The following is a 19,723-nucleotide window of genomic DNA, read 5'->3' as shown; positions in this document are numbered from 1 at the left end:
CGCTACGCGTCTGCGGAGCGACTTCAGTCGCGACGCGCGTTACCGAGAAGGCCCGTCGCGACTGAAGTCGCTCCCACATGTTGCATCCGCGTGGGCTGACGCGCACCTGCGCCGGCCCCGCGCTCACCGACTTGCCGCGGCAGGCGCTGTCGCGCGCGCATCCGCGCCGCCGCCCAGCACGGTGTACAGCGCGACCCGATTGCTGTCGTCCTGCAGGCGCAAGGCGATCAGGTCCTGCTGCGCGGCATACAGCGAACGCTGCGCGTCCAGCACCTGCAGGTAGCCGTCCACGCCGGCGCGGTAGCGCGCTTCGGCCAGCGTCTGACTGCGCCGCACCGCCTCCACCAGCGCCCGTTGCGCGCTCAGCTGCGCGTCGAGGTGGTCGCGCTGCGCCAGCGCATCGGCGACGTCGCTGAAGGCGCTCTGGATGGCTTTCTCGTATTGCGCCACGGCGATGTTCTTGCCGATCCTGGAGACGTCCAGCGACGCCTTCAGCGCACCGGCGTGGAAGATCGGCAGCGCGATACTGGGCACGAACGCCCAGGTGCGCGAACCCGCCGCGAACAGCGTGGACAGCGCGTCGCTGCTGCGCCCGCTGGAGGCGGTCAACGACACGGTCGGGAAGAATGCCGCGCGGGCGGCGCCGATGTCGGCGTTGGCCGCCTTCAGCGCGTGCTCGGCGGCGAGCACGTCGGGACGCTGCAGCAGCACTGCGGCATCCAAGCTTGCCGGCACCGGCGCCAGCGCCACGCTGCCGTCGAACGCATCGGTGCCGGCCAGCAACGCTGCGTCCACCGGCGCGCCGACCACCAGTTGCAGCGCATCGCGCGCCTGCGCGAGCTGGGTGGCAGCGCGCGCGACCGCGACCCGCGCCGCTTCCACGCTGCTCTGGATCTGCGCCAAGTCCAGGCCCGAGCCGATACCGTTGGCGTGCTGGTCGCGGCTGCGCCGCAGCGTCTGCTCCTGGCTGTCCAGGGTCTGCTGCGCCAGGGCCAGCAACTGCTGGTCGGCACCGACCGCGAGCCAGGCGTCGGCGATCTGGCCGATCAGGCTCACGCGCACGCTGCGCTGGGTCTCGGCGCTGGCCAGCCAGGTTTCCAGGGCTTCGTCCTTGAGGCTGCGCACGCGCCCGAACAGGTCCAGCTCCCAACTGCTGATGCCGACCTGCACGGTGTCGCTGCTGTCGATCTGCGCCTGCCCGCTTTCGCTGGCGCTGGCGCTGGTGCGCTGGCGGCCGCTGCTGGCAGTGGCATCCAGCGCCGGCGCCAGCGCGGCGCGCTGGATCCGGTACTGCGCGCGCGCCTTGTCGATCGCGAGCATGGCCACGCGCAGGTCGCGGTTGTTGTCCAGGCCCAGCGCGATGACCTGGCGCAGGCGCGGATCCAGGAACACCTCGCGCCAGTCCGGCAGCGCCAGCGCTGCGCCGGCCGCGGACGGGGCGCTGCCCGCGGTGTCGAACTGCAGCGGCACCGGCGCGGCCGGGCGCGTGTAGTGCGGGGCCATGCTGCACGCGGCCAGCGCCGTACAGCAGGCCAGCGCCAGCAGGCGCGACGACCGTGCGCTCATGGCGTGGCCTCCAGCGGCGGCTTGCTGCCGGGGAACACGCTGCGCACGATCACGTAGAACAAGGGCACGAAGAACAGCCCCAGGGTGATCGACGCCAGCGTGCCTCCAGTGACGCCGGTACCCAGCGAATGACGCGCCGCCGAGCCGGCACCGTGACTGAACACCAGCGGCAGCACGCCGAGCAGGAACGCCAGCGAGGTCATCAGGATCGGCCGCAGGCGCATCTGCACCGCGTGCAGGGTGGCAGCCAGCAGGGGTTCGCCGCGCAGCTCCAGCTCGCGCGCGAACTCCACGATCAGGATGCCGTTCTTGGCCGCCAGGCCGACCGTGGTCAGCAGGCCGACCTGGAAATACACGTCGTTCTGCAGGCCGCGCACGGTCATCAGCAGCGCCGCGCCGAACACGCCCACCGGCACCGCCAGCATCACCGCGAACGGGATCGTCCAGCTTTCGTACAGCGCCACCAGGCACAGGAACACGAACAGCAGCGAGATCGCGTACAGCGCCGGCGCCTGGTTGGCCGACAGCTTCTCCTGGTAAGCCATGTCCGACCACGCATAGCCGAAGCCATGCGGTAGCTGCTTGCTCAGTTCGGCCATGGCGTCCATCGCCGCACCGGAGCTGACGCCGGCCACCGCCTGGCCGGTGAGTTCCATCGCCGACACGCCGTTGTAGCGCTCCAGCGCGGCCGGCGCGCTGGTCCAGTGCGAGGTGGTGAAGGCCGACATCGGCACCATGTCGCCGCTGGCGTTGCGCACCGTCCAGCGCTGCAGATCCTGCGGCGCCATGCGCGCCTCGGCGTCGCCCTGCACGAACACCTTCTTGATGCGGCCCTTGTAGATGAAGTTGTTGACGAAGTCGCCGCCGAGCGCGCTGTTGAGCGTGGCGTTGATGTCGCCCGGGTCCACGCCCTGCGCCTGGGCCTTATCGTCGTCGATCTTGACCGCGTAGACCGGCGCGTCCTCCAGGCTGGCGTAGCGCACGTCGCGCAGCTTGGGATCGCGCCCGGCCAGGCGCAGCAGCTTGTCGCGTGCGTTCACCAGGGCGGCGTGGCCGGCGCCTTCGTAATCCATCAGCTCGAAGGTGAAACCGGAGGCGTCGCCGAGGCCGCTGATGGCCGGCGGCGAGGTCACGAACAGCTCCGCGTCGGGCATGTCGGCCAGGGCCTGGTTGAGATGCGCGGCGATGGTGTCGGCGTCGTCCTCGCGGTCGTCCCAGTCCTTGAGGCGGACGAAGGCCATGCCGACGTTCTGCCCGGCGCCGGTCACGCTGAAGCCGGCCGAGGACAGCACCGAGCGCACGCCCGGCTCGTGCAGCGCGGCCTTGGTCAGGCGGTCGGTCACCCCCATGGTCTGCTCCAGGGTGGAGCCGGCCGGCAGCTTGACCAGTACGTTGAGCATGCCCTCGTCCTCGTCGGGCAGGAACGCGCCGGGCAGGCGCCACAGCAGCACGCCGGTGACGCCCAGCAGCAGCGCGTAGGCGAGCAGGCCCAGCGCGCGCCGGCCCAGCACCCGCTCGACCAGCGCACGGTAGCGCTCGGTCAGGTGGCGGAAGCGGGTGTTGAACCAGACGAAGAACCGGCCGAGGCGGCCGTGCGAGCCGATCGGCGCCTCGCCATGGTGCAGCGGCTTGAGGATGGTCACGCACAGCGCCGGGGTCAGGCTCATCGCCACCAGCACCGACAGGATCATCGAGGCGGCGATGGTGATCGAGAACTGCCGGTAGATCACCCCGGTGACACCGTTGAAGAAGGCCATCGGCACGAACACCGCGGTCAGCACCAGCACGATGCCGACCAGCGCGCCGCCGATCTGCTGCATCGAGCGCAGCGTCGCCTCCTTCGGCGGCAGCCCTTCCTGGCTCATGACCCGCTCCACGTTTTCCACCACCACGATGGCGTCGTCCACCAGCAGGCCGATCGCCAGCACCATCGCGAACATGGTCAGGGTGTTGATCGAGTAGCCGAACGCGGCCAGCACGCCGAAGGTGCCCATCAGCACCACCGGCACCGCGATGGTCGGGACCAGCGTGGCGCGCCAGTTCTGCAGGAACAGGTACATCACCGCCACCACCAGCAGCACCGCTTCGATCAGGGTGATGACCACTTCCTTGATCGAGGTGGTCACGAACGGCGTGGTGCTGAAGGCGATGTGGTAGCTGTAGCCGTGCGGCCAGTACTGCTTGAGTTCCTGCAGGCGCGCGTCGATCGCCTTTGACGTTTCCACCGCGTTGGCGTCGGCGTTCAACTCGATGCCCAGCGACGCCGAGGGCTTGCCGTTGAAACGGGTGATGCTGTCGTAGGTTTCCGGACCCAGGCCGATCCTGGCCACGTCGGACAGGTGCACCGCGGCGCCGCCGGGGCCGCTCTTGAGCACGATCGCGCCGAACTGCGCCGGCGTGTGCAGGCGGCTGCGCGTGGTCACGGTCGCATCCAGGCGCTGCCCGCGCAGCGCCGGCTGGCCGCCGATCTCGCCGGCCGACACGTCGGTGTTCTGCGCCTGCAGCGCGTTCTCCACGTCCGAGGGCATCAGCGCGTACTTGCGCAGCTTCTCCGGATCCAGCCAGATGCGCATGGCGTACTCCGAGCCCATCGGCTGGATGTTGCCCACGCCGCTGACCCGGCTGATCTGGTCGTCGATGTTCGATTCCATGTAGTTGGCGACATCGAAGTTGTCCATGCTGCCGTCGTCGGAGGTGAACGCCACCACCTCGAACAGCGAGCCGCTGGACTTGGTGATGACCAGGCCGTTCTGCTGCACCGCCTGCGGCAGCACCGACATCACCGACTGCAGCTGGTTCTGCACCTGCACCTGCGCGGTGTCGGCATTGGTGCCGGTCTCGAACACCAGGTTGACCTGCGCGGTGCCGTCCGAGGCGCTGGTCGAGGTCATGTACAGCAGGTGGTCCAGGCTCTGCTGCGACTGCTCGATCAGCTGGGTGACGGTGTTCTCCACGGTCTGCGCCGAGGCGCCGGTGTAGGCGGCGCGCACGGTGATGGTCGGCGGCGCCATCTGCGGATAGCGCTCGATCGGCAGCGCGTGGATGGCCAGCATGCCGACCAGGACGACGACGATGGCCATGACCCAGGCCACCACCGGGTGGTTGACGAAGAAACGCGACATGGCAGCTCCTCAGTCGGCCTGGGCGTCGCCCGGCAGCGCGGGCGCGGCCTCGAGCTGCGCGGCGCTGACCGCATACGGCACGACCGGCTTGCCGATCTCGGCGCGGCTGCCGTTGACCACGATCAGCCGCTCGCCCGGCTTGAGTCCGGACTGCACCACCCAATCGTGGCCCACCGTGTCGCCGGTGCGGATGCGCCGCTCCAGCACCCGGTCGTGCGCGTCGAGCAGCTTCACCAGCGGTTCGCCCTTGGCATCGCGGGTCACCGCCTGTTGCGGCACCAGGATCGCGCCCGGGTCGCTGGCCAACGGCAGCAGCACACGCAGGTACATGCCGGGCAGCAGCAGGTGCTGCGGATTGGGCACGACCACGCGCAGGGTCACTCCGCCGGTGCCGGGATCGACCGAGGTGCCGACGAATTCCAGCGTGCCGGGATGCGGATAGAAGCGGCCGTCCTCCAGCCGCACCCGCACCGCGACCTTGCCGTCGCTGGCCTTGATGCGGCCGGCGTCGAGTTGCTCGCGCAGCGCCAGCAGCTGCGTGCTGGACTGGCTCACGTCCAGGTAGATCGGGTCCAGGCGCTGGATCCTGGTCAGCGCCGCGTCCTGTTGCGCGGTCACCAGCGCGCCGGCGCTGTAGGCCGAGCTGCCGATGGTGCCGGAGATCGGCGCCAGCACGCGGGTGTAGTCGAGATTGATGCGCGCCGCCCGCAACGCTGCCTGCGTCGCCACCACGTTGGCTTCGGCTTCCTTCAAGGCGGCCTGCGCATCGTCGGCATCCTGTTTGCTGGCCGCGTCCTGCTCGACCAGGGTGCGGTAGCGCTCGGCCTTGGGCCGCGCCGCGAGCGCCGCGGCCTGGGCCTGCGCGAGTTGCCCGCGGGCGCTGTCGTAGGCGGCCTGGTACGGCGCAGGATCGATCTGGTAGAGCACCTGTCCGGCCACCACGTCCTGGCCTTCGGTGAACAGCCGCTTGCGCACCAGGCCATTGACCTGCGGGCGCACGTCGGAGACCTCGAAGGCGACGGTGCGGCCGGGCAAGGCCTGCTCCACCGGCATGGTCTGCGCGGTCACCGTCAGGGTGCCGACCTTGATCGGCGGCGGCGGTTGCGCAGTGGACGAACACCCCGCCGCCATCGCCAGCGCAACAACGGATCCACAGAAAATGAAACAACGAGGCGCGGCGAAGGCGTCGAACATAAGCGAGAAATCGTGGGGGTGGGGAGATCGAAGCGCGCAACGCTACACGAAATGTATTCCAGCAATACAGCGCGACGAAAACGGCAGTCAGCTGCCACTTCAACTTGCGTGTGCGCGCAGAAAGATTGGCGAAAGATTGGTATTGCGGGCGATACCTTGGTATCGCATCGGGATACGCATATTGCCGTTTGCGCTGCGCGATCGCGCGCGTTTGCCGAGCGCGTGACGGCGCCACGTCACGCCACAGCCGCGCTCACTGCGTGGCCGCGGCAAGCGGTGACGACGATGGCCAGAGCTGCAGGCCGCGGCAGTGGCGCCGCCGATGCGATCGGCGGCGCGGCGCTGGGTGCGTGTTCGGCAGGCCGCAGGAGGCACTGCCGCCGCGCTCAATCCTCGTCGGCGGCGGCCTCGCGGCCCTGCTGGCGAATGATCGCTTCCTGCCGCGCATCCTCGATCGAATCGCGCACGGCGCGTACGTCGGCGCGGTGGGTGTCGAACACGAAGCGGCCGCTGAGCGCACTGTCCGGGCGCAGCTCACCCTGCTCGTATAGCGCCCACATCTCCTCGCCATAGTGGGTGTCGTTGAGTTCGGGCGCGGCGCGGCCCAGGCAGTCGCGCAGGTTGTGCACGTCGCGCAGCAGCATGTCGCGCGCGGCATTGTTGCCGGCGGCGCTGACCACCTGCGGGAAATCGATCACCACCGGACCGGCGGTGGCGACCAGCACGTTGTATTCGGACAGGTCGCCATGCACCAGGCCCAGGCACAGCATCTTCACCACGTCGCCGATCAGCTGCGTATGGAACGCGCGCGCCTGCTCCGGCTCCAGCTCCACTTCGCCCAGCCGCGGCGCGCTCTGCCCGTCGGCATCGGTGACCAGGTCCATCAGCAGCACGCCGTGGAAGTAGCCGCGCGGCTGCGGCACGTGCACGCCGGCATCCACCAGCTGGTACAGGGTGTTGGCCTCGGTGTCCTTCCACGCGGCCTCCTGCTCGCGGCGGCCGAACTTGGTCGCCTTGCCCATCGCCCGCGCCTGGCGGCTGCCGCGCACCTTGCGGCCCTCCTGGTACTGCACGCGGGCCTGGAAGCTGCGCTGCGCCATGTCCTTGTAGACCTTGGCGCACAATACGTCATCGCCGGCCTGGACCACGTACACGGCGGCCTCCTTGCCACTCTTGAGCGGACGCAGCACGCTGTCGATGACGCCGTCCTCGATCAGCGGCTGCAGGCCCTGGGGGGTTTTCATCGGACGCGGGGGACCTTGAAGGGGAAAACCGGATTATGACCCAACCGTGGGTGCATGCCGGGCGACAACGGCGGCAGGGCCGGCCGCAAGCGGAGTAAAGTAGTCGCCGCGATCGCCGCCCCGGCGGCCGCAGCCGGCAATCCATCGTGCAATCGTCCAGAGGGTGTCATGAGCAAGGGCTTGGATCAGAAGAAGAGCGACAAGAAGCAGCCGACCAAGACGCTGAAGGAAAAGCGCGCGGCCAAGAAAGAAAAGAAGAAGTAGCAAACGCCTACGGCGAGCTCGCGCGACGGGCTCGCCGGTCCGCGACCGCCGATGCGGCGCGCGGTATCCTGGCCCGGCCCGACGGCGATGCCCTGGCCTGCATCGCGCTTGCCCCTGGCCTGTGGGCAAGCGTGCCGCGCCTGCGCGCACGACGCCCCCGCCTTATCAACCGCGCCAGTGCGGGCACCTCCCCGGCCCCCGCCATGCGCCCGAAGCGCTTCGCAGCCAGGCGCTATCATCGACAGCCGCGCCGCAGTCCGCTGCCCCCCGCCACTCCCTCGGAGAATGCCGTGAACCCGATCCGTCCGTTCCTGGACAAGGCGCCGCAGCTGGGCGCACGCGTCTACGTGGATCCGGCCTGCACCCTCATCGGCGACGTGGTACTGGGCGAGGACGTGTCGGTGTGGCCGGGCGCGGTGATCCGCGGCGACGTCAACCACGTGCGCATCGGCGCGCGCAGCAACATCCAGGACGGCACCATCATCCACGTCAGCCACCACAGCCCGTTCAACGCGGCCGGCTACCCGACCCTGATCGGCGCGGACGTGACCGTCGGCCACGGCACCATCATCCACGCCTGCACCATCGAGGACCTGTGCCTGATCGGCATGGGCGCGTGCATCCTGGACGGGGCCACGGTGAAGAAGTACGGCTTCGTCGGCGCCGGCGCGGTGGTCGGCCCCGGCAAGACCGTCGGCGAAGGCGAGCTTTGGCTGGGCAATCCCGCCCGCAAGGCACGCATGCTCAGCGACAGGGAGATCGAGAGCCTGCACTACTCGGCGCAGCACTACGTGCGCCTGAAGGATCGCTACCTGGCCGCGGCCGCTGCGTCGCCGCCGTAGGCGGCGCGGCACGCCGGCACCGCTACTGCGCCGCCAACGCCAGCACCGCGCGGCCGATCGGGCGCGGCGCCTCGCCGAAGCGATCGACACCGGCGTCGAGGCGGTACCGCTGACGGGCGCGCGGTACGGTGAAGAAGAACCGCGTCTTGTCGGCGCTGGTCAGGTGCCGCCATTGGCCACCCTCAGCGCGATCGACCTGAAGTCCCGGCACATCGCCTGGCAGCTGACGGTGGGGACGATGCAGGACACCGGTCCGCTCGGGTTCAAGATGCATCTGCCGATCCCCCATGCGCGGCGCGCAGCGCGCGGCTCAACGCGTGCGCAGGGCCAGCAGCGCTACCGCCGCCAGGAGCAACGGCACCGTGCACAGCAGATACAGGTGCTGGGGCGACCAGCCGCCGTCCAGCAGCCACCCCACTGTCGGTGGCGACAGGATCGCGCCGATGCGGCCGATGCCGATCGCCCAGCCCAGGCCGGTGCTGCGGATCGACGCATCGAATACCACCGGTGCGGTCGCGTAAAGCCCGGACATCGCCGCGAACACCGCAGCACCGATGACCAGGGCAATCGCGAAGGCCGACGCAAGGTGCGTGCTGTAAGCGCTGAAAGCCAGCATCGCCAACGCCCCCAGCAGGAACATCGCCAGCGTCGACCAACGCAAGGACCAGCGCACCGCCAGCCAACTGAACACACCGCCACCGACGATACCGCCCAGGTTGAGCAAGGTCCCGCCGGTGATCCCCTGCTGCGCCGACATACCGGCCGCGATCAGTAACTTGGGTGTCCAACTCAGGACAAAAAAGAATGCGAACATGTGCAAGAAGAACGCCAGTGCGAGCAACAGCGAACGTCGGCGCATCGCACCGACGAACAGCACGGCATAACCCTGGCGTGGAACGGCATCGCGCGGCGGCAACTCCGGTAAGGGCGCATGCCGCATGCGCAGCAACGTCGCGTTGAGCTGGGCCAGCGCGTTGCTCGGGCGCTGGCTGACCAGGAAATCCAGCGACTCGGGCAAACACGCCAGCACCAGCGGCATGCACAGCAGCGAACACCCCGCACCGAACAGAAATACCGCGTGCCAGTGCAGGTGCCAGCGCTCGAGTAGCAAGCCGGCGATCACGCCGCCGAGCGCGGCGCCGATCGGATAGCCGGTGGTCTGCAGCACCACCGCCGCGCTGCGCCACCTGGCGCTGGCGTATTCGGCGGTGATCGCCCCGATGCTGGGAAACATCGCGCCGATGCCGAGGCCGGTGAACGCCCGCGAGATCCAAAGCTGCTGCACATTCTGCGCCATCGCCGAGGCTCCCATGGCCACGGTGAGAATCGCCAGGCAACCCAGGATCAGGCGCCGCCGCCCCCAACGATCGGCCAGGGGCGCCACACACAACGAGCCCACCGCCATGCCGATCAAACCGGCACTGAGCAACCCGCCCAGGAGCTTGCCGGACAACTGCCACTCGTCGGACACGTGCGATGCAGTGAATGCCATCACCATCACGTCGAAGCCGTCGAGCATGGTCAACACCACGCAAATCCCGACGGCCATCCATTGGAAGCCACCCATGCGGTCCTGCATGAGGGAGCCTGGTACAGCAGCATGCGGCATGACGAAATTCCTGCATGAAAGGGGAAAGACAGTGGCCGGACGCTACCGCGCCTGCCTGACCCGATGCAATGCACTGCTTTGCATTTACCGTAGACGTATCGCGTGACCCACCCCGATGCGCGAGAAAAACGCGCATGCCCACGCTCCGCATCGGTACGCTGGCATCTGCCTGCGCGTGCCTGCTCGGCAGCGGCCGGATCGGCACGCAGGCTAGCATCGCCTGCCGCGACGGCCCTTGACCGCCATCGTCGCGGACCGCCATAGCCCCGATCCGCCCATTCCTCGACAAGTCACCCCAACTCGGCGCACGCGCCTACGTGGATCCGGCCTGCACGATTAATCGGCGACGTGGTACTGGACGAGGACGTGTCGGTGTGGCCGGGCGCGGTGATCCGCGGCGACGTCAACCACGTGCGCATCGGCGCGCGCAGCAACATCCAGGACGGCACCATTCTCCACGCCTGCACCATCGAGGACCTGTGCCTGATCGGCATGGGCGCATGCCTCGTGGGCGAGCGCGAGGAGAAGCGCACGGCAAGGACGGCATGAGCGCCGAGCAGTTCGTCGCCTCGCTGCATTTCCAGGACGGGCACATCGAAGTGCCGCAGGCCAAGGTGCATTTCGACCTGAACCACGACTTCCGCTATCTGGGCAAGGACGACGCGCGCCAGGTCCTGGAATCTTACTGGGGCAACCCGCCCGACGACAGCGTGCTGGGCATGATCGTGCCGCGCCAGCCTGCGCTGGACGAAAAGGGCAGCTGGGCGGTGGTGGTCACCTATGCCGATGACGGCTACGTGTCCGACGAGGACGCCAGCAACATCGATTACAAGGACATGCTCGCGGACAAGCAGAAGGAGACCCGCGAGGAGAACACGCCGCGCAAGGAAGCCGGCTACGAAAGCGTGGAGCTGGTCGGCTGGGCGGTGCCGCCGCGCTACGACGCCGCGACCAAGAAGCTGTACTGGGCACGCGAGCTGGCGTTTCAGGGCAACCCAGGCCACACCCTCAACTACGACATCCGCGTGCTCGGCCGCCACGGCTACCTGAGCCTCAACGCCATCACCGGCATGGACGCACTGCCGCGAGTGCGCGCAGGCATGCAGCAGCTGCTGCCGATGGCCGAATTCGACAGCGGCGCGCGCTATGCCGACCACAACCCGTCCACCGACAAGATCGCCAGCTATGGCCTGGCGACCTTGATCGGCGGCGGCCTGGCGGCCAAGGCCGGCCTGTTCGCCAAGCTCGGCCTGGTGCTGGCCAAGGCCTGGAAGCTGCTGGCGCTAGGGGTGATGGCGCTGGCCAGCGGGATCGGCAAGCTGTTCTCCGGGCGCAAGCGCGACGGCGGCACGGTGCGTTGAGCGGCCCACGCGGCGCGCGTGTCGTGCCATCGTCGTCGTCATCGCGTGAAGCCCCTGCGGCGCCAACCACGGCACCGGCTGGGCAATTGGCGCCGCGCCGGCTACAGTCGCGGTTCGGAGCAGGACGCAGTCGAGATCACGCATGCCGCCACAGGCCGCCGGCCGGACGCAAGGACGGTTTCCCTACATCGCAGGCGCGCAGGCGCGCCGCGCCGCAACCCGGCGATGAGCGGCATGCTCGACACCTACCGTGAAGTGATCACGCCCGAAGGCGTGCCGTTGCAGTTGCCGGCCGCCGGCGCGGTGCCGCGCGCGCTGGCCTGGCTGATCGACCTGGCGGTGCGCTTCGCCGTGCTGACCGCGATGGGCATGCTGCTCGGCGCGCTCGGCGGCTTCGGCCAGGGCCTGTATCTGGTGGCGATGTTCCTGGTGTTCTGGGCCTACCCGATCGTGCTCGAAGGTTGGTTCGGGCAGACCCTGGGCAAGAAGGCGCTGGGCCTGCGCGTGGTCGCGCGCGACGGCGCCCCGGCCGGGTGGATGGCGGCGATCACCCGCAACCTGCTGCGCACCGTGGACATGCTGCCGTTCGGCTACGCCATTGGCCTGATCGCCTGCCTGTTCGACGCGCATGCGCGGCGCCTGGGCGACATGGTCGCCGGCACCCTGGTGATCCACCAGGCGCCGCGCCACGCGGCGGCGGCGCCGCCGATCGCCAGCGCCGTGGCGCCGCCGTGCCGCCTGTTGCCGGCCGAGCAGGCGGCGTTGATCGCCTTCGCCGAACGCGCGCCGCGGCTGGCCCCGGCGCGGCAGCTGGAACTGGCCACGCTGGCGCTGCCATTGACGCAGACACCCGGCCAGGCCGGCGTGCTGCGGCTGTATGCGATGGCCAACTGGCTGTTGGGGCGGCGATGAGGCAGGAGCAGTTCATCGCCCGCCACCAGCACGAGTGGGAGGCCTTCGAGACCTGGCTGCACACGCACGGCCGCAAGCGCCCTGCGAGCGCGGACGCGAGCGCGCCCGACAGCGCCGCGCACGCATGGCGCCTGGCCGACGAAGACATGCCGGCCCGCTACCGGCGCCTGTGCCAGCAGCTGGCGCTGGCCCGCAAGCGCGGCTACAGCCCGCTGGTCACCGCGCGCCTGCAGCAACTGATGCAACAGGGCCACACCGAACTATACCGGCCGCCGCGGCCGCGCTGGCGGCGCGCGGCCGAGTTCCTGTTCGCCGATTTCCCACAGCTGGTACGCAGCCAGGCCGGCTGCATGGCCGCGGCCGCCGCGCTGTTCATGGCGCCGCTGGTCACCCTCTTCGTGCTGCTGCAATACCGGCCGGAACTGATCCACGGCTTGATGGATCCCATGCAGATCGCGCAGATGGAGGCGATGTACGACCCGGCCACGGCCGCACACAAGCTCGGCCGCAGCAGCAGCGGCGACGACTGGCACATGTTCGGCGTGTACATCATGAACAACATCAGCATCTGCCTGCGCACCTTCGCCAGCGGCCTGCTGGCCGGGCTCGGCACGGTGCTGGTGCTGCTGTTCAACGGCGTCACCATCGGCGCGGTGGCCGGGCACCTGCATCAGATCGGTTACGGGGTGACGTTCTGGCGCTTCGTCGCCGGGCATGCGCCGTTCGAACTGACCGCGATCGTGATCGCCGGCGGCGCCGGCCTGCAACTGGGCTTGAAGCTGCTGGCGCCGGGCCGGCGCCGGCGCATCGATGCGCTGGTCGAAGGCGGCACCATCGGCGCCAAACTGTGCCTGGGCGTGGCATTCATGCTGCTGGTCGCCGCCTTCATCGAGGCGTTCTGGTCCTCGATCGGCACGCTGCCGGCGGCAGTGAAGTACACCGTGTCCGGGCTGCTATGGACGCTGGTGCTGGTCTGGCTGTGGCGCGGCGGACGCGGCATGGCGGAGGCCGGCGATGCGGATTGAGCGCCTGGACGTGGTGCTGCGCGCACGCTCGGCCTGGGAGGCGATGGAGCTGGGCAGCGCGCTGGTGCGCCGTCATGCCGGCGCGATCTGGAAACCGTGGCTGCTGATCAGCGTGCCGCTGTTCGCGCTGCTGAATCTCGGCGCCTGGGCGATCGACCGGATCTGGCTGGCCGGGCTGCTGTTGTGGTGGCTGAAACCGGTGCTGGACCGGATCCCGCTGTTCGTGATCTCGCGCGGCGTGTTCGGCGACGTGCCACGCGTGCGCGACACCCTGCGCGCGCAATGGAGCTGGGGCTGGAGCACGCTGTTCGGCTACCTGACCTGGCGCCGGCTGAGTCCGGCGCGCACGGTGTTCATGCCGCTGGAATTGCTGGAAGGGGCCAGCGCCGAGCAGCAGCGGCAGCGCCGCCGCAGCCTGGGCGGCGCGGTGTACGGACATGCGCTGCTGCTGGCCAGCGTGTGCTGGCACTTCGAGGCGATGCTGTGCCTGGCCTGCATCGCGGCGATTTTGATGTTCGTGCCGGTGGAGCTGCTGCCGGAGACGGTGCGCGCGGCGTGGGCGCTGGTCGGCGAGGAGAACCCGGCCTGGGCCGACATCGGCCTGAATGTCTTCGGCTGGCTGGCGATGACGCTGATCGAACCGTTCTTCGTCGGTGCCGGCTTCGGCCTGTACCTCAACCGGCGCACCGAGATCGAAGCCTGGGACGTGGAAATGGCGCTGCGCCGGCTGCGCGAGCGGCTGGGCGACGCCGCGCCGCTGCTGCTGGCGCTGGCCCTGCTCGGCGCGCCCGGCGCGGCGCTGCGCGCACAAACCGCAGCGCCGGGCGCCGGCGACCCCGCCGTCGCGGCCGAGCCGCAGGCGCGCCCCGCCCCGGCGCCGCAACCGGCGCAGGAAACCGCCGGCGACGACGGCGACATCAAGGACCCGGCGAAAGCACAGGAAAAAAGCGCGGACGACGCGCCCGAGCCGGTCGCGCTCGACGACGTCTTCGACACCGTGCCCGCTGCCGACACGCGCTTCGACCGCGCCGCCGACCGCGCCTACCAAGATCCGCTGCTGTCGGGCAAGCGCAGCATCGGTTACTGGAAGAAGCGCGACCGCAGCGAAAACGAGGAAAAGAAACCCGATCAGAGCAAGATCGATCCACGCTTCGGCAGGGGCTTGCTGGCGAGCGTGGCGGCCGTGTTCGCGTTCGTCGGCGAATGGGGCATGTGGTTGCTGGCCGGCATGCTGGTGCTGGTCCTGCTGCTGACCGCCAAGCACTGGCTACCATGGATGCGCGGCAGCGGGCGCAAGCGTGCCGCGGTCGAGACGCCGCTGGCGCATGCGCCGGTGCTGAGCGCCGAGCCGATGCCGGACGACGTCGCCACCAGCGCACGCCGGCTATGGCGCGAGGGCAAGCAGCGCGACGCGCTGGCGCTGCTGTACCGCGCCAGCGTGGCGACCGTGTGCGAACGGGCCAACCTGGCGCTGCCGCCGGGCGCCACCGAAGCGCAATGCCTGCGCGCCTCCAGGCGCCTGCCGGACGACACCGACCGCGACCTGTTCGCGCGCATGGTGCGCACCTGGCAATACGCTGCCTACGCCGCACGCCTGCCCGACGCCGCCGCCTTCGACGCTCTGCTCGAAGAGCTGCAGCAGCAGTACCGGTGGCGCGCATGAACAGCGGCACCCGCAATGCGCTGATCTTCCTGCTCGGGCTGTTGCTGACCAGCGTGCTGGTGGCCTGGTTCCTGGGCCGCTACGAACGCGCCGAGCGCGAGCTGGCGCTGCCGCCGCGCGGCGAGGCCGCTTACAACCCGCTGTATGCATTGCGCCAGACCCTGCGCGCCGACGGCGTGCGCGCCGAATCGCGGCAGCGCCTGGACCTGGCGGCGATGCGCCTGCAGCCGCACGACAGCGTGCTGCTGTTCGGCGACCCGCGCGCGCTGAGCAAGCCCGACAGCGAGGCGCTGCTGGCCTGGGTCGAGCGCGGCGGCCACCTGATCCTGCGCACACCGGCGGCCGACGAGGACGGCGCCACGGCCAAGCTGCCGATCTTCGATGCGCTCGATGTCACGCTGGAGGACGGCAAGCCGGAGCACTGCCTGACACTGGCCATTCCCGGACAGCCCAAGCACAGCGAGTTCTGCAATGGCCGGCGTTTCCAGATCGACGAGGATGCGGCCAGCAACCTGTGGGGCAGCGACGCGGACTACGCCTACGCGCGCCTTCCATACGGCGACGGCACCGTGGACCTGCTGGCGCAAATGGACTTCCTGCAGAACGGCAGCAACGGCGGCACTCCCTTGCGCGACGACACACCGGAGGCCGCGCCCGCCGCGCCGAGCGGCGGCCTGCGCGACGTGCCGCACCGCCTGCTGGCGCGGCAGATCCTGGCGCCCAACTACGGCCACGGCACCGTGTACCTGATCTACTCCGCCGAGCTGCCGTCGCTGTGGTACACGCTGTTCACCCGCGGCTGGCCGGCCTGGCTGCCGGCACTGCTGATGCTGCTGGCCTGGCTGTGGTCGCGCATGCAGCGCTTCGGCCCGCTGCAGGCCGCGCCGGCCGGCGACCGCCGCTCGCTGCTGGAACACGTGCGCGCCAGCGGCGAGCACCTGTTCCGCTACGGCAAGGCCGCGCTGCTGTACGCGGCGATGCGCCAGGCATTCCTGACCCGGCTGCGGCGCCGCGCACCGCTCGCCGCGGCGCTGCAGGGTCCGGCCCAGGCCGCGGCCATCGCCGAACGCCTGAACCTGCCGGCGGCGCAGGTCGAACAGGCGCTGCAGGCGCCAGCGCCCAAGCAACATCTCGCCTTCCGCGATCGCATTCGCCTCCTCGTGCAGATGAGAAACCAGTTATGACCACCACCCCCGCCGACTCCATTGCCCCCCTCACCGGCCCCGCCTTGATCGAACGCGTCGAGGCGATCCGCGCTGCGGTCGGGCAGGCCTTCATCGGCCAGCCGCAAGTGCTCGAGCAGATCCTGATCGCACTGCTGGCCGGCGGCCATGTGTTGATCGAAGGCGTGCCCGGGCTGGGCAAGACCCTGCTGGTGCGCGCGCTGGCGCAGGCGCTGGAGCTGAACTACGCACGCGTGCAGTTCACCCCCGACCTGATGCCCAGCGACGTCAGCGGCCACGCCGTGTACGACCCCAAGACCGAGAGCTTCAAGATCCGCCGCGGCCCGGTGTTCACCCACCTGCTGCTGGCCGACGAGATCAACCGCGCCCCGGCCAAGACCCAGTCGGCGCTGCTGGAAGTGATGCAGGAAGGCCAGGTCACCATCGAGGGCAAAGCCTTCCCGCTGGCGCCGCCATTCCTGGCCCTGGCCACGCAGAACCCGGTCGAGCAGGAAGGCACCTATCCGCTGCCGGAAGCGCAGCTGGACCGTTTCCTGCTGAAGATCCTGATCGACTACCCGCAGCTGGAAGACGAGAAGCGGATGGTGGAAGCGGTCACCACCGGGCGCAGTGCCGGCGACTTCGACCTGTCGCAGGTGCCGCGCGTGCTCAGCGCCGCCGATGTGGTGGCGATGCAGCTGGGCACCGCGGCGATCGCGGTGGACCCGCAGGTGATCGACTACGCGGTACGCATCGTCGCCGCCACCCGCAGCTGGCCGGGCATCGCGCTCGGCGCCGGCCCGCGCGGCAGCATCGCCCTGATCCGCGCCGCGCGCGCGCAGGCGGTGCTGTGCGGCCGCGACTTCGTCACCCCCGACGACATCCGCGACATCGCCAAGCCGGCGCTGCGCCACCGCATCGCGCTGGCACCGGAACTGCAGATCGAAGGCCAGAGCGCCGACGACGCGCTGGGCGCGCTGCTGGCGAAGGTGGAGGCGCCGCGCAAATGAAGCTCGGGAAGCGGGACCGGGGACCTGGGACCGGGGACCCGGACGAGCGCGGCGTCGGCGCTGCGCGTGCATGGACCGTGGCCGACAACGGCCGTAGCCCGACTCGCCGCCCACATGACCGCACCCGGGTCCCCGGTCCCCGGTCCCTGGTCCCAAGCCCCCCATGAGACCCGCCCCGCCCCTGCTAGCCCTGCTCGGCCTGTGGGCGCTGTGCGGCCTGGCCACGGCGCTGGAGTTGCTGCCGCTGTGGCCGTGGCAGGCGTTGGGGGCGGCGATCGCGGTGGTCGCCGCGTTCGATGCGTGGCGGCTGTGGCGCAGCCCCACCCCGCAGCTGCGCCGCGAATTGCCCGAAGCCTTGCCGCTGGGCGTGGAGCGCGAGGCCGGGCTGCGCATCGACAGCGCGCGGCGGCAGACGCTGGACGTGTTCGATCTGGTGCCCAGCGGCTGGTGGATGCAGGGCCTGCCGCGCCGCGTGACCCTGCCCGCGGCCAGCGAAACCCGCCTCAGCTACCGGCTGCGCCCGACCGCGCGCGGCCGTTTCGACTTTCCCGGCACGCACCTGCGCCTGCACTCGGCCTGGCGCCTGTGGCGGCAGCGGCGCGTGGCCGGCGCGGCGCAGACCGTGCGCGTGTATCCGAACTTCGCGCCACTGACCCGCTTCGCCCTGTTCAGCGCCGAACAGGCCTCGCGGCTGGTCGGCGCGCACCTGAAGCGGCGCCGCGGCGAAGGCACCGACTTCCACCAGATGCGCGAATACCGGGTCGGCGACAGCCTGCGCCAGATCGACTGGAAGGCCACCTCGCGCGCGCGCAAGCTGATCTCGCGCGAATACCAGGACGAGAAGAACCAGCAGCTGCTGATGCTGATCGACACCGGGCGGCGGATGATGGCCAGCGAGAGCGGCCTGTCGCATTTCGACCACGTGCTCAATGCCGCACTGGTGGTGTCGTACCTGGCGCTGCGCCAGGGCGATGCGGTCGGCCTGATGGCCAGCGGCGGCGACGCGCGCTGGGTCGCGCCGCAGCGCGGCATGGGCACGGTCGATACGCTGCTGCGCGCCAGCTACGACCTGCAGCCGCAGGCGGTGGCCACCGATTACCTGGCCGCGGCCACCGACCTGTCGCTGCGCCAGCGCCGGCGTTCGCTGGTGATGCTGGTCAGCAACGTGCGCGACGAGGACATCGAAGACCTGCTCGCCGCGGTGCGGCTGCTGCAGCGCCGCCACCTGGTGTGCGTGGCCAGCCTGCGCGAACGCGCGCTGGATGAGGCGCTGGCGCAGGACGTGCACGACCTGCAGCAGGCGGTGCAGGCCGGCGCGGTGGCGCGCTATCTGCAGCAGCGCGGCGACGCCCACGACGCGCTGCGCAGCCACGGCGTGATGGTGCTCGACGTCACCGGCGAAGAGCTGCCGGGCGCGCTGGTGGAACGCTATCTTGCGGTCAAGCGCGACGGGTTGTTGTAGCGGCACGTCTGTTTCGGTCCGCAGCGCCCGCGCGCGGGCCTCGGTTCCAGTCATCGTCGCGCGACCGCATGGTGATGGATGGCCAAGCGCCTGGGTGGAGACGCTCAGGCATACAGCACCCCAGGCCGCCCCGCTTCGACAATCGCATGCGGCACGAAGCGCGCACTGTCGCGGGTGATCGGGCCGTCGTCCTCGCGGATGCCGATGCCGCACGCGGTATCGCCGACGATCCAGCTGCCGACCATCGGATAGCGGCCGTCGAACGCCGGCAGCGGATGCGCCTGCTGCACGATGCACGGCCCCTGGTACGGACCGTCGCTCTGCAGCATGCGCCCGTCGGCCAGATGCAGGGAGATGTTGGCGCCTTCGCGCGAATGCAGCGGTTTGCGTACCCAGCCCGGCGGCAGCGCGGCGCCATCGTCGAACGCGGCCGGCAGCAGATTGGGATGGCCGCGATGGCGCGACCACAGCAGCGGCAGGATGCCCTTGTTGCTCAGCACCGCCTTCCACGGCGGCTCCAGCAAGCGCAGGCCCGACCCCGGCAGGGCCTGGCCGAAACGTTCGGCGAACAGGTCTTCCAGCGGATACAGCTTGAACAAGGCGCCGATCACCACGTCGTCCAGATCCGTATAGCGCCCGTCCTCGGACAGGCCGATGTCCTCGATCGCGATCGCATCGCCGAACAGCCCGGCCTGCGCCGCGCAATCGCGCAGATAGGCGACCGTGCCCTGGTCTTCCTCCGAATCGCGCACCGCGGCGAAGGATAGCGGCGGCGGCAACTGCGCCGCCAGTTCGGCGAAGCGCTCCACCAGCGTCTCGTGGATCGAATTGAACTGGTCGGCGTCGTGCGCCAGGCGCCCCTGCGCGCGCTGGTCTTCCAGCCACTGCCACTGGAAGAACGCCGATTCGAACAACGAGGTCGGCGTGTCGTAGTTCAGTTCGTACAGCTTGGCCGGGCCGCTGCCGTTGTAGGCCAGGTCCAGGCGCCCGTACAGATGCGGATCGCGGCGCCGCCAGCTCTCGGCGATCCAGTCGCGGAACGCCGGCGCAATCGCCAGGCGCTGCATCAACTCCTCGCTGGCGACGACCTCGTCCACCAGCCCCATCGCCATCTGGTGCAGCTCGGCGCTGGGATCCTCCAGATCGTGTTCGATCTGGCGCAGGCTGAAAGCGTAATAGGCGCGTTCGTCCCAGTAGCGTTCGCCACCGATGGTGTGGAAGCGGAAGCCGCACTCGGCGGCCTGCGCGCGCCAGTCGCCGCGTTCGACGATTGCGATGCGTTGCAT

At 69.9% G+C, this 19,723-nt stretch carries 15 protein-coding genes and 2 pseudogenes; 11 read left to right on the top strand and 6 right to left on the bottom strand.

Features of this window, described 5'->3' with window-relative positions; genetic code table 11:
* Positions 1–123: 123 nt before the first annotated feature.
* The 4 genes from E4A48_RS18780 to E4A48_RS18765 all read right to left on the bottom strand — a co-directional run bounded on the left by E4A48_RS18780 (position 124) and on the right by E4A48_RS18765 (position 7,126).
* Positions 124–1,566 (bottom strand): efflux transporter outer membrane subunit, encoded by a 1,443-nt coding sequence (locus tag E4A48_RS18780; protein ID WP_142742957.1) that lies wholly within the window; start codon positions 1,564–1,566, stop codon positions 124–126.
* Entirely contained in the window at positions 1,563–4,688 is a 3,126-nt protein-coding gene (locus E4A48_RS18775) for an efflux RND transporter permease subunit (protein WP_142742956.1), read from the bottom strand. The genes E4A48_RS18780 and E4A48_RS18775 overlap by 4 nt, the downstream gene beginning before the upstream one ends.
* Before the next feature lie 9 nt (positions 4,689–4,697).
* Positions 4,698–5,819, bottom strand: a complete 1,122-nt coding sequence (locus E4A48_RS18770) for an efflux RND transporter periplasmic adaptor subunit (RefSeq protein ID WP_142743214.1) — start codon at positions 5,817–5,819, stop codon at positions 4,698–4,700.
* 449 nt (positions 5,820–6,268) lie between these two features.
* On the bottom strand, positions 6,269–7,126 hold the full coding sequence (locus E4A48_RS18765; RefSeq protein ID WP_039006295.1) for a PA4780 family RIO1-like protein kinase: 858 nt from the start codon (positions 7,124–7,126) through the stop codon (positions 6,269–6,271).
* 54 nt (positions 7,127–7,180) lie between these two features.
* Between E4A48_RS18765 and E4A48_RS20685 the strand changes: the two genes are divergently transcribed.
* From E4A48_RS20685 to E4A48_RS21735, 3 genes and pseudogenes are all read left to right on the top strand, one after another.
* Positions 7,181–7,390 carry a hypothetical protein gene (locus tag E4A48_RS20685; protein WP_185910793.1) on the top strand — a complete coding sequence of 70 codons (210 nt, stop codon included), beginning with the start codon at positions 7,181–7,183 and terminating at the stop codon, positions 7,388–7,390.
* 290 nt (positions 7,391–7,680) lie between these two features.
* Positions 7,681–8,232: a gamma carbonic anhydrase family protein gene (locus E4A48_RS18755; RefSeq protein ID WP_003480461.1), complete on the top strand. Its 552-nt coding sequence runs from the start codon at positions 7,681–7,683 to the stop codon at positions 8,230–8,232.
* Positions 8,233–8,395: 163 nt separating this feature from the next.
* Positions 8,396–8,503 (top strand): annotated as a pseudogene (locus tag E4A48_RS21735) (hypothetical protein); the annotation flags it as partial.
* A gap of 39 nt (positions 8,504–8,542) precedes the next feature.
* Here the strand turns inward: E4A48_RS21735 and E4A48_RS18745 are convergent.
* Positions 8,543–9,841 (bottom strand): MFS transporter, encoded by a 1,299-nt coding sequence (locus tag E4A48_RS18745; RefSeq protein WP_039006297.1) that lies wholly within the window; start codon positions 9,839–9,841, stop codon positions 8,543–8,545.
* Between the two features lie 260 nt (positions 9,842–10,101).
* Between E4A48_RS18745 and E4A48_RS18740 the strand changes: the two are divergent.
* The 8 genes and pseudogenes from E4A48_RS18740 to E4A48_RS18705 all read left to right on the top strand — a co-directional run.
* Positions 10,102–10,372: pseudogene (locus E4A48_RS18740) on the top strand (gamma carbonic anhydrase family protein); the annotation flags it as partial.
* On the top strand, positions 10,342–11,202 hold the full coding sequence (locus E4A48_RS18735) for a DUF2167 domain-containing protein (RefSeq protein ID WP_409976352.1): 861 nt from the start codon (positions 10,342–10,344) through the stop codon (positions 11,200–11,202). The pseudogene E4A48_RS18740 and the gene E4A48_RS18735, both read left to right, overlap by 31 nt.
* 225 nt (positions 11,203–11,427) lie before the next feature.
* Positions 11,428–12,114, top strand: a complete 687-nt coding sequence (locus E4A48_RS18730; protein WP_142742954.1) for an RDD family protein — start codon at positions 11,428–11,430, stop codon at positions 12,112–12,114.
* Positions 12,111–13,139, top strand: a complete 1,029-nt coding sequence (locus E4A48_RS18725; RefSeq protein ID WP_142742953.1) for a stage II sporulation protein M — start codon at positions 12,111–12,113, stop codon at positions 13,137–13,139. Before E4A48_RS18730 ends, E4A48_RS18725 begins: the two co-directional genes overlap by 4 nt.
* Positions 13,129–14,802, top strand: coding sequence for a DUF4129 domain-containing protein (locus tag E4A48_RS18720; protein ID WP_142742952.1), 1,674 nt, complete (start codon positions 13,129–13,131; stop codon positions 14,800–14,802). Before E4A48_RS18725 ends, E4A48_RS18720 begins: the two co-directional genes overlap by 11 nt.
* A complete protein-coding gene (locus tag E4A48_RS18715) occupies positions 14,799–15,986 on the top strand; it encodes a DUF4350 domain-containing protein (protein WP_142742951.1) in 1,188 nt (395 codons plus the stop codon). Before E4A48_RS18720 ends, E4A48_RS18715 begins: the two co-directional genes overlap by 4 nt.
* A complete protein-coding gene (locus E4A48_RS18710) occupies positions 15,983–16,975 on the top strand; it encodes an AAA family ATPase (RefSeq protein ID WP_142742950.1) in 993 nt (330 codons plus the stop codon). Before E4A48_RS18715 ends, E4A48_RS18710 begins: the two co-directional genes overlap by 4 nt.
* Before the next feature lie 163 nt (positions 16,976–17,138).
* Positions 17,139–18,437, top strand: coding sequence for a DUF58 domain-containing protein (locus E4A48_RS18705; RefSeq protein WP_058196100.1), 1,299 nt, complete (start codon positions 17,139–17,141; stop codon positions 18,435–18,437).
* 104 nt (positions 18,438–18,541) lie between these two features.
* On the opposite strand, the gene E4A48_RS18700 is transcribed toward E4A48_RS18705, so the two are convergent.
* Entirely contained in the window at positions 18,542–19,723 is a 1,182-nt protein-coding gene (locus E4A48_RS18700; protein WP_058196101.1) for a glutathionylspermidine synthase family protein, read from the bottom strand.

The organism is Xanthomonas translucens pv. cerealis (assembly GCF_006838285.1).
Classification (GTDB): Bacteria; Pseudomonadota; Gammaproteobacteria; order Xanthomonadales; family Xanthomonadaceae; genus Xanthomonas_A; species Xanthomonas_A cerealis.
This window is presented reverse-complemented; position numbering and strand designations above follow the sequence as displayed.

Bases quoted from the DNA above. Each gene is read 5' to 3' on its own strand.
- E4A48_RS18705 (WP_058196100.1), top strand. From the start codon at position 17,139: ATGAGACCCGCCCCGCCCCTGCTAGCCCTGCTCGGCCTGTGGGCGCTG.
- E4A48_RS18765 (WP_039006295.1), bottom strand. From the start codon at position 7,126: ATGAAAACCCCCCAGGGCCTGCAGCCGCTGATCGAGGACGGCGTCATC.
- E4A48_RS18730 (WP_142742954.1), top strand. From the start codon at position 11,428: ATGAGCGGCATGCTCGACACCTACCGTGAAGTGATCACGCCCGAAGGC.
- E4A48_RS18720 (WP_142742952.1), top strand. From the start codon at position 13,129: ATGCGGATTGAGCGCCTGGACGTGGTGCTGCGCGCACGCTCGGCCTGG.
- E4A48_RS18710 (WP_142742950.1), top strand. From the start codon at position 15,983: ATGACCACCACCCCCGCCGACTCCATTGCCCCCCTCACCGGCCCCGCC.
- E4A48_RS18770 (WP_142743214.1), bottom strand. From the start codon at position 5,819: ATGGCGGCGGGGTGTTCGTCCACTGCGCAACCGCCGCCGCCGATCAAG.
- E4A48_RS18745 (WP_039006297.1), bottom strand. From the start codon at position 9,841: ATGCCGCATGCTGCTGTACCAGGCTCCCTCATGCAGGACCGCATGGGT.
- E4A48_RS18735 (WP_409976352.1), top strand. From the start codon at position 10,342: ATGCCTCGTGGGCGAGCGCGAGGAGAAGCGCACGGCAAGGACGGCATG.
- E4A48_RS18700 (WP_058196101.1), bottom strand. From the start codon at position 19,723: ATGCAACGCATCGCAATCGTCGAACGCGGCGACTGGCGCGCGCAGGCC.
- E4A48_RS18715 (WP_142742951.1), top strand. From the start codon at position 14,799: ATGAACAGCGGCACCCGCAATGCGCTGATCTTCCTGCTCGGGCTGTTG.
- E4A48_RS18780 (WP_142742957.1), bottom strand. From the start codon at position 1,566: ATGAGCGCACGGTCGTCGCGCCTGCTGGCGCTGGCCTGCTGTACGGCG.
- E4A48_RS20685 (WP_185910793.1), top strand. From the start codon at position 7,181: ATGCCGGGCGACAACGGCGGCAGGGCCGGCCGCAAGCGGAGTAAAGTA.
- E4A48_RS18775 (WP_142742956.1), bottom strand. From the start codon at position 4,688: ATGTCGCGTTTCTTCGTCAACCACCCGGTGGTGGCCTGGGTCATGGCC.
- E4A48_RS18725 (WP_142742953.1), top strand. From the start codon at position 12,111: ATGAGGCAGGAGCAGTTCATCGCCCGCCACCAGCACGAGTGGGAGGCC.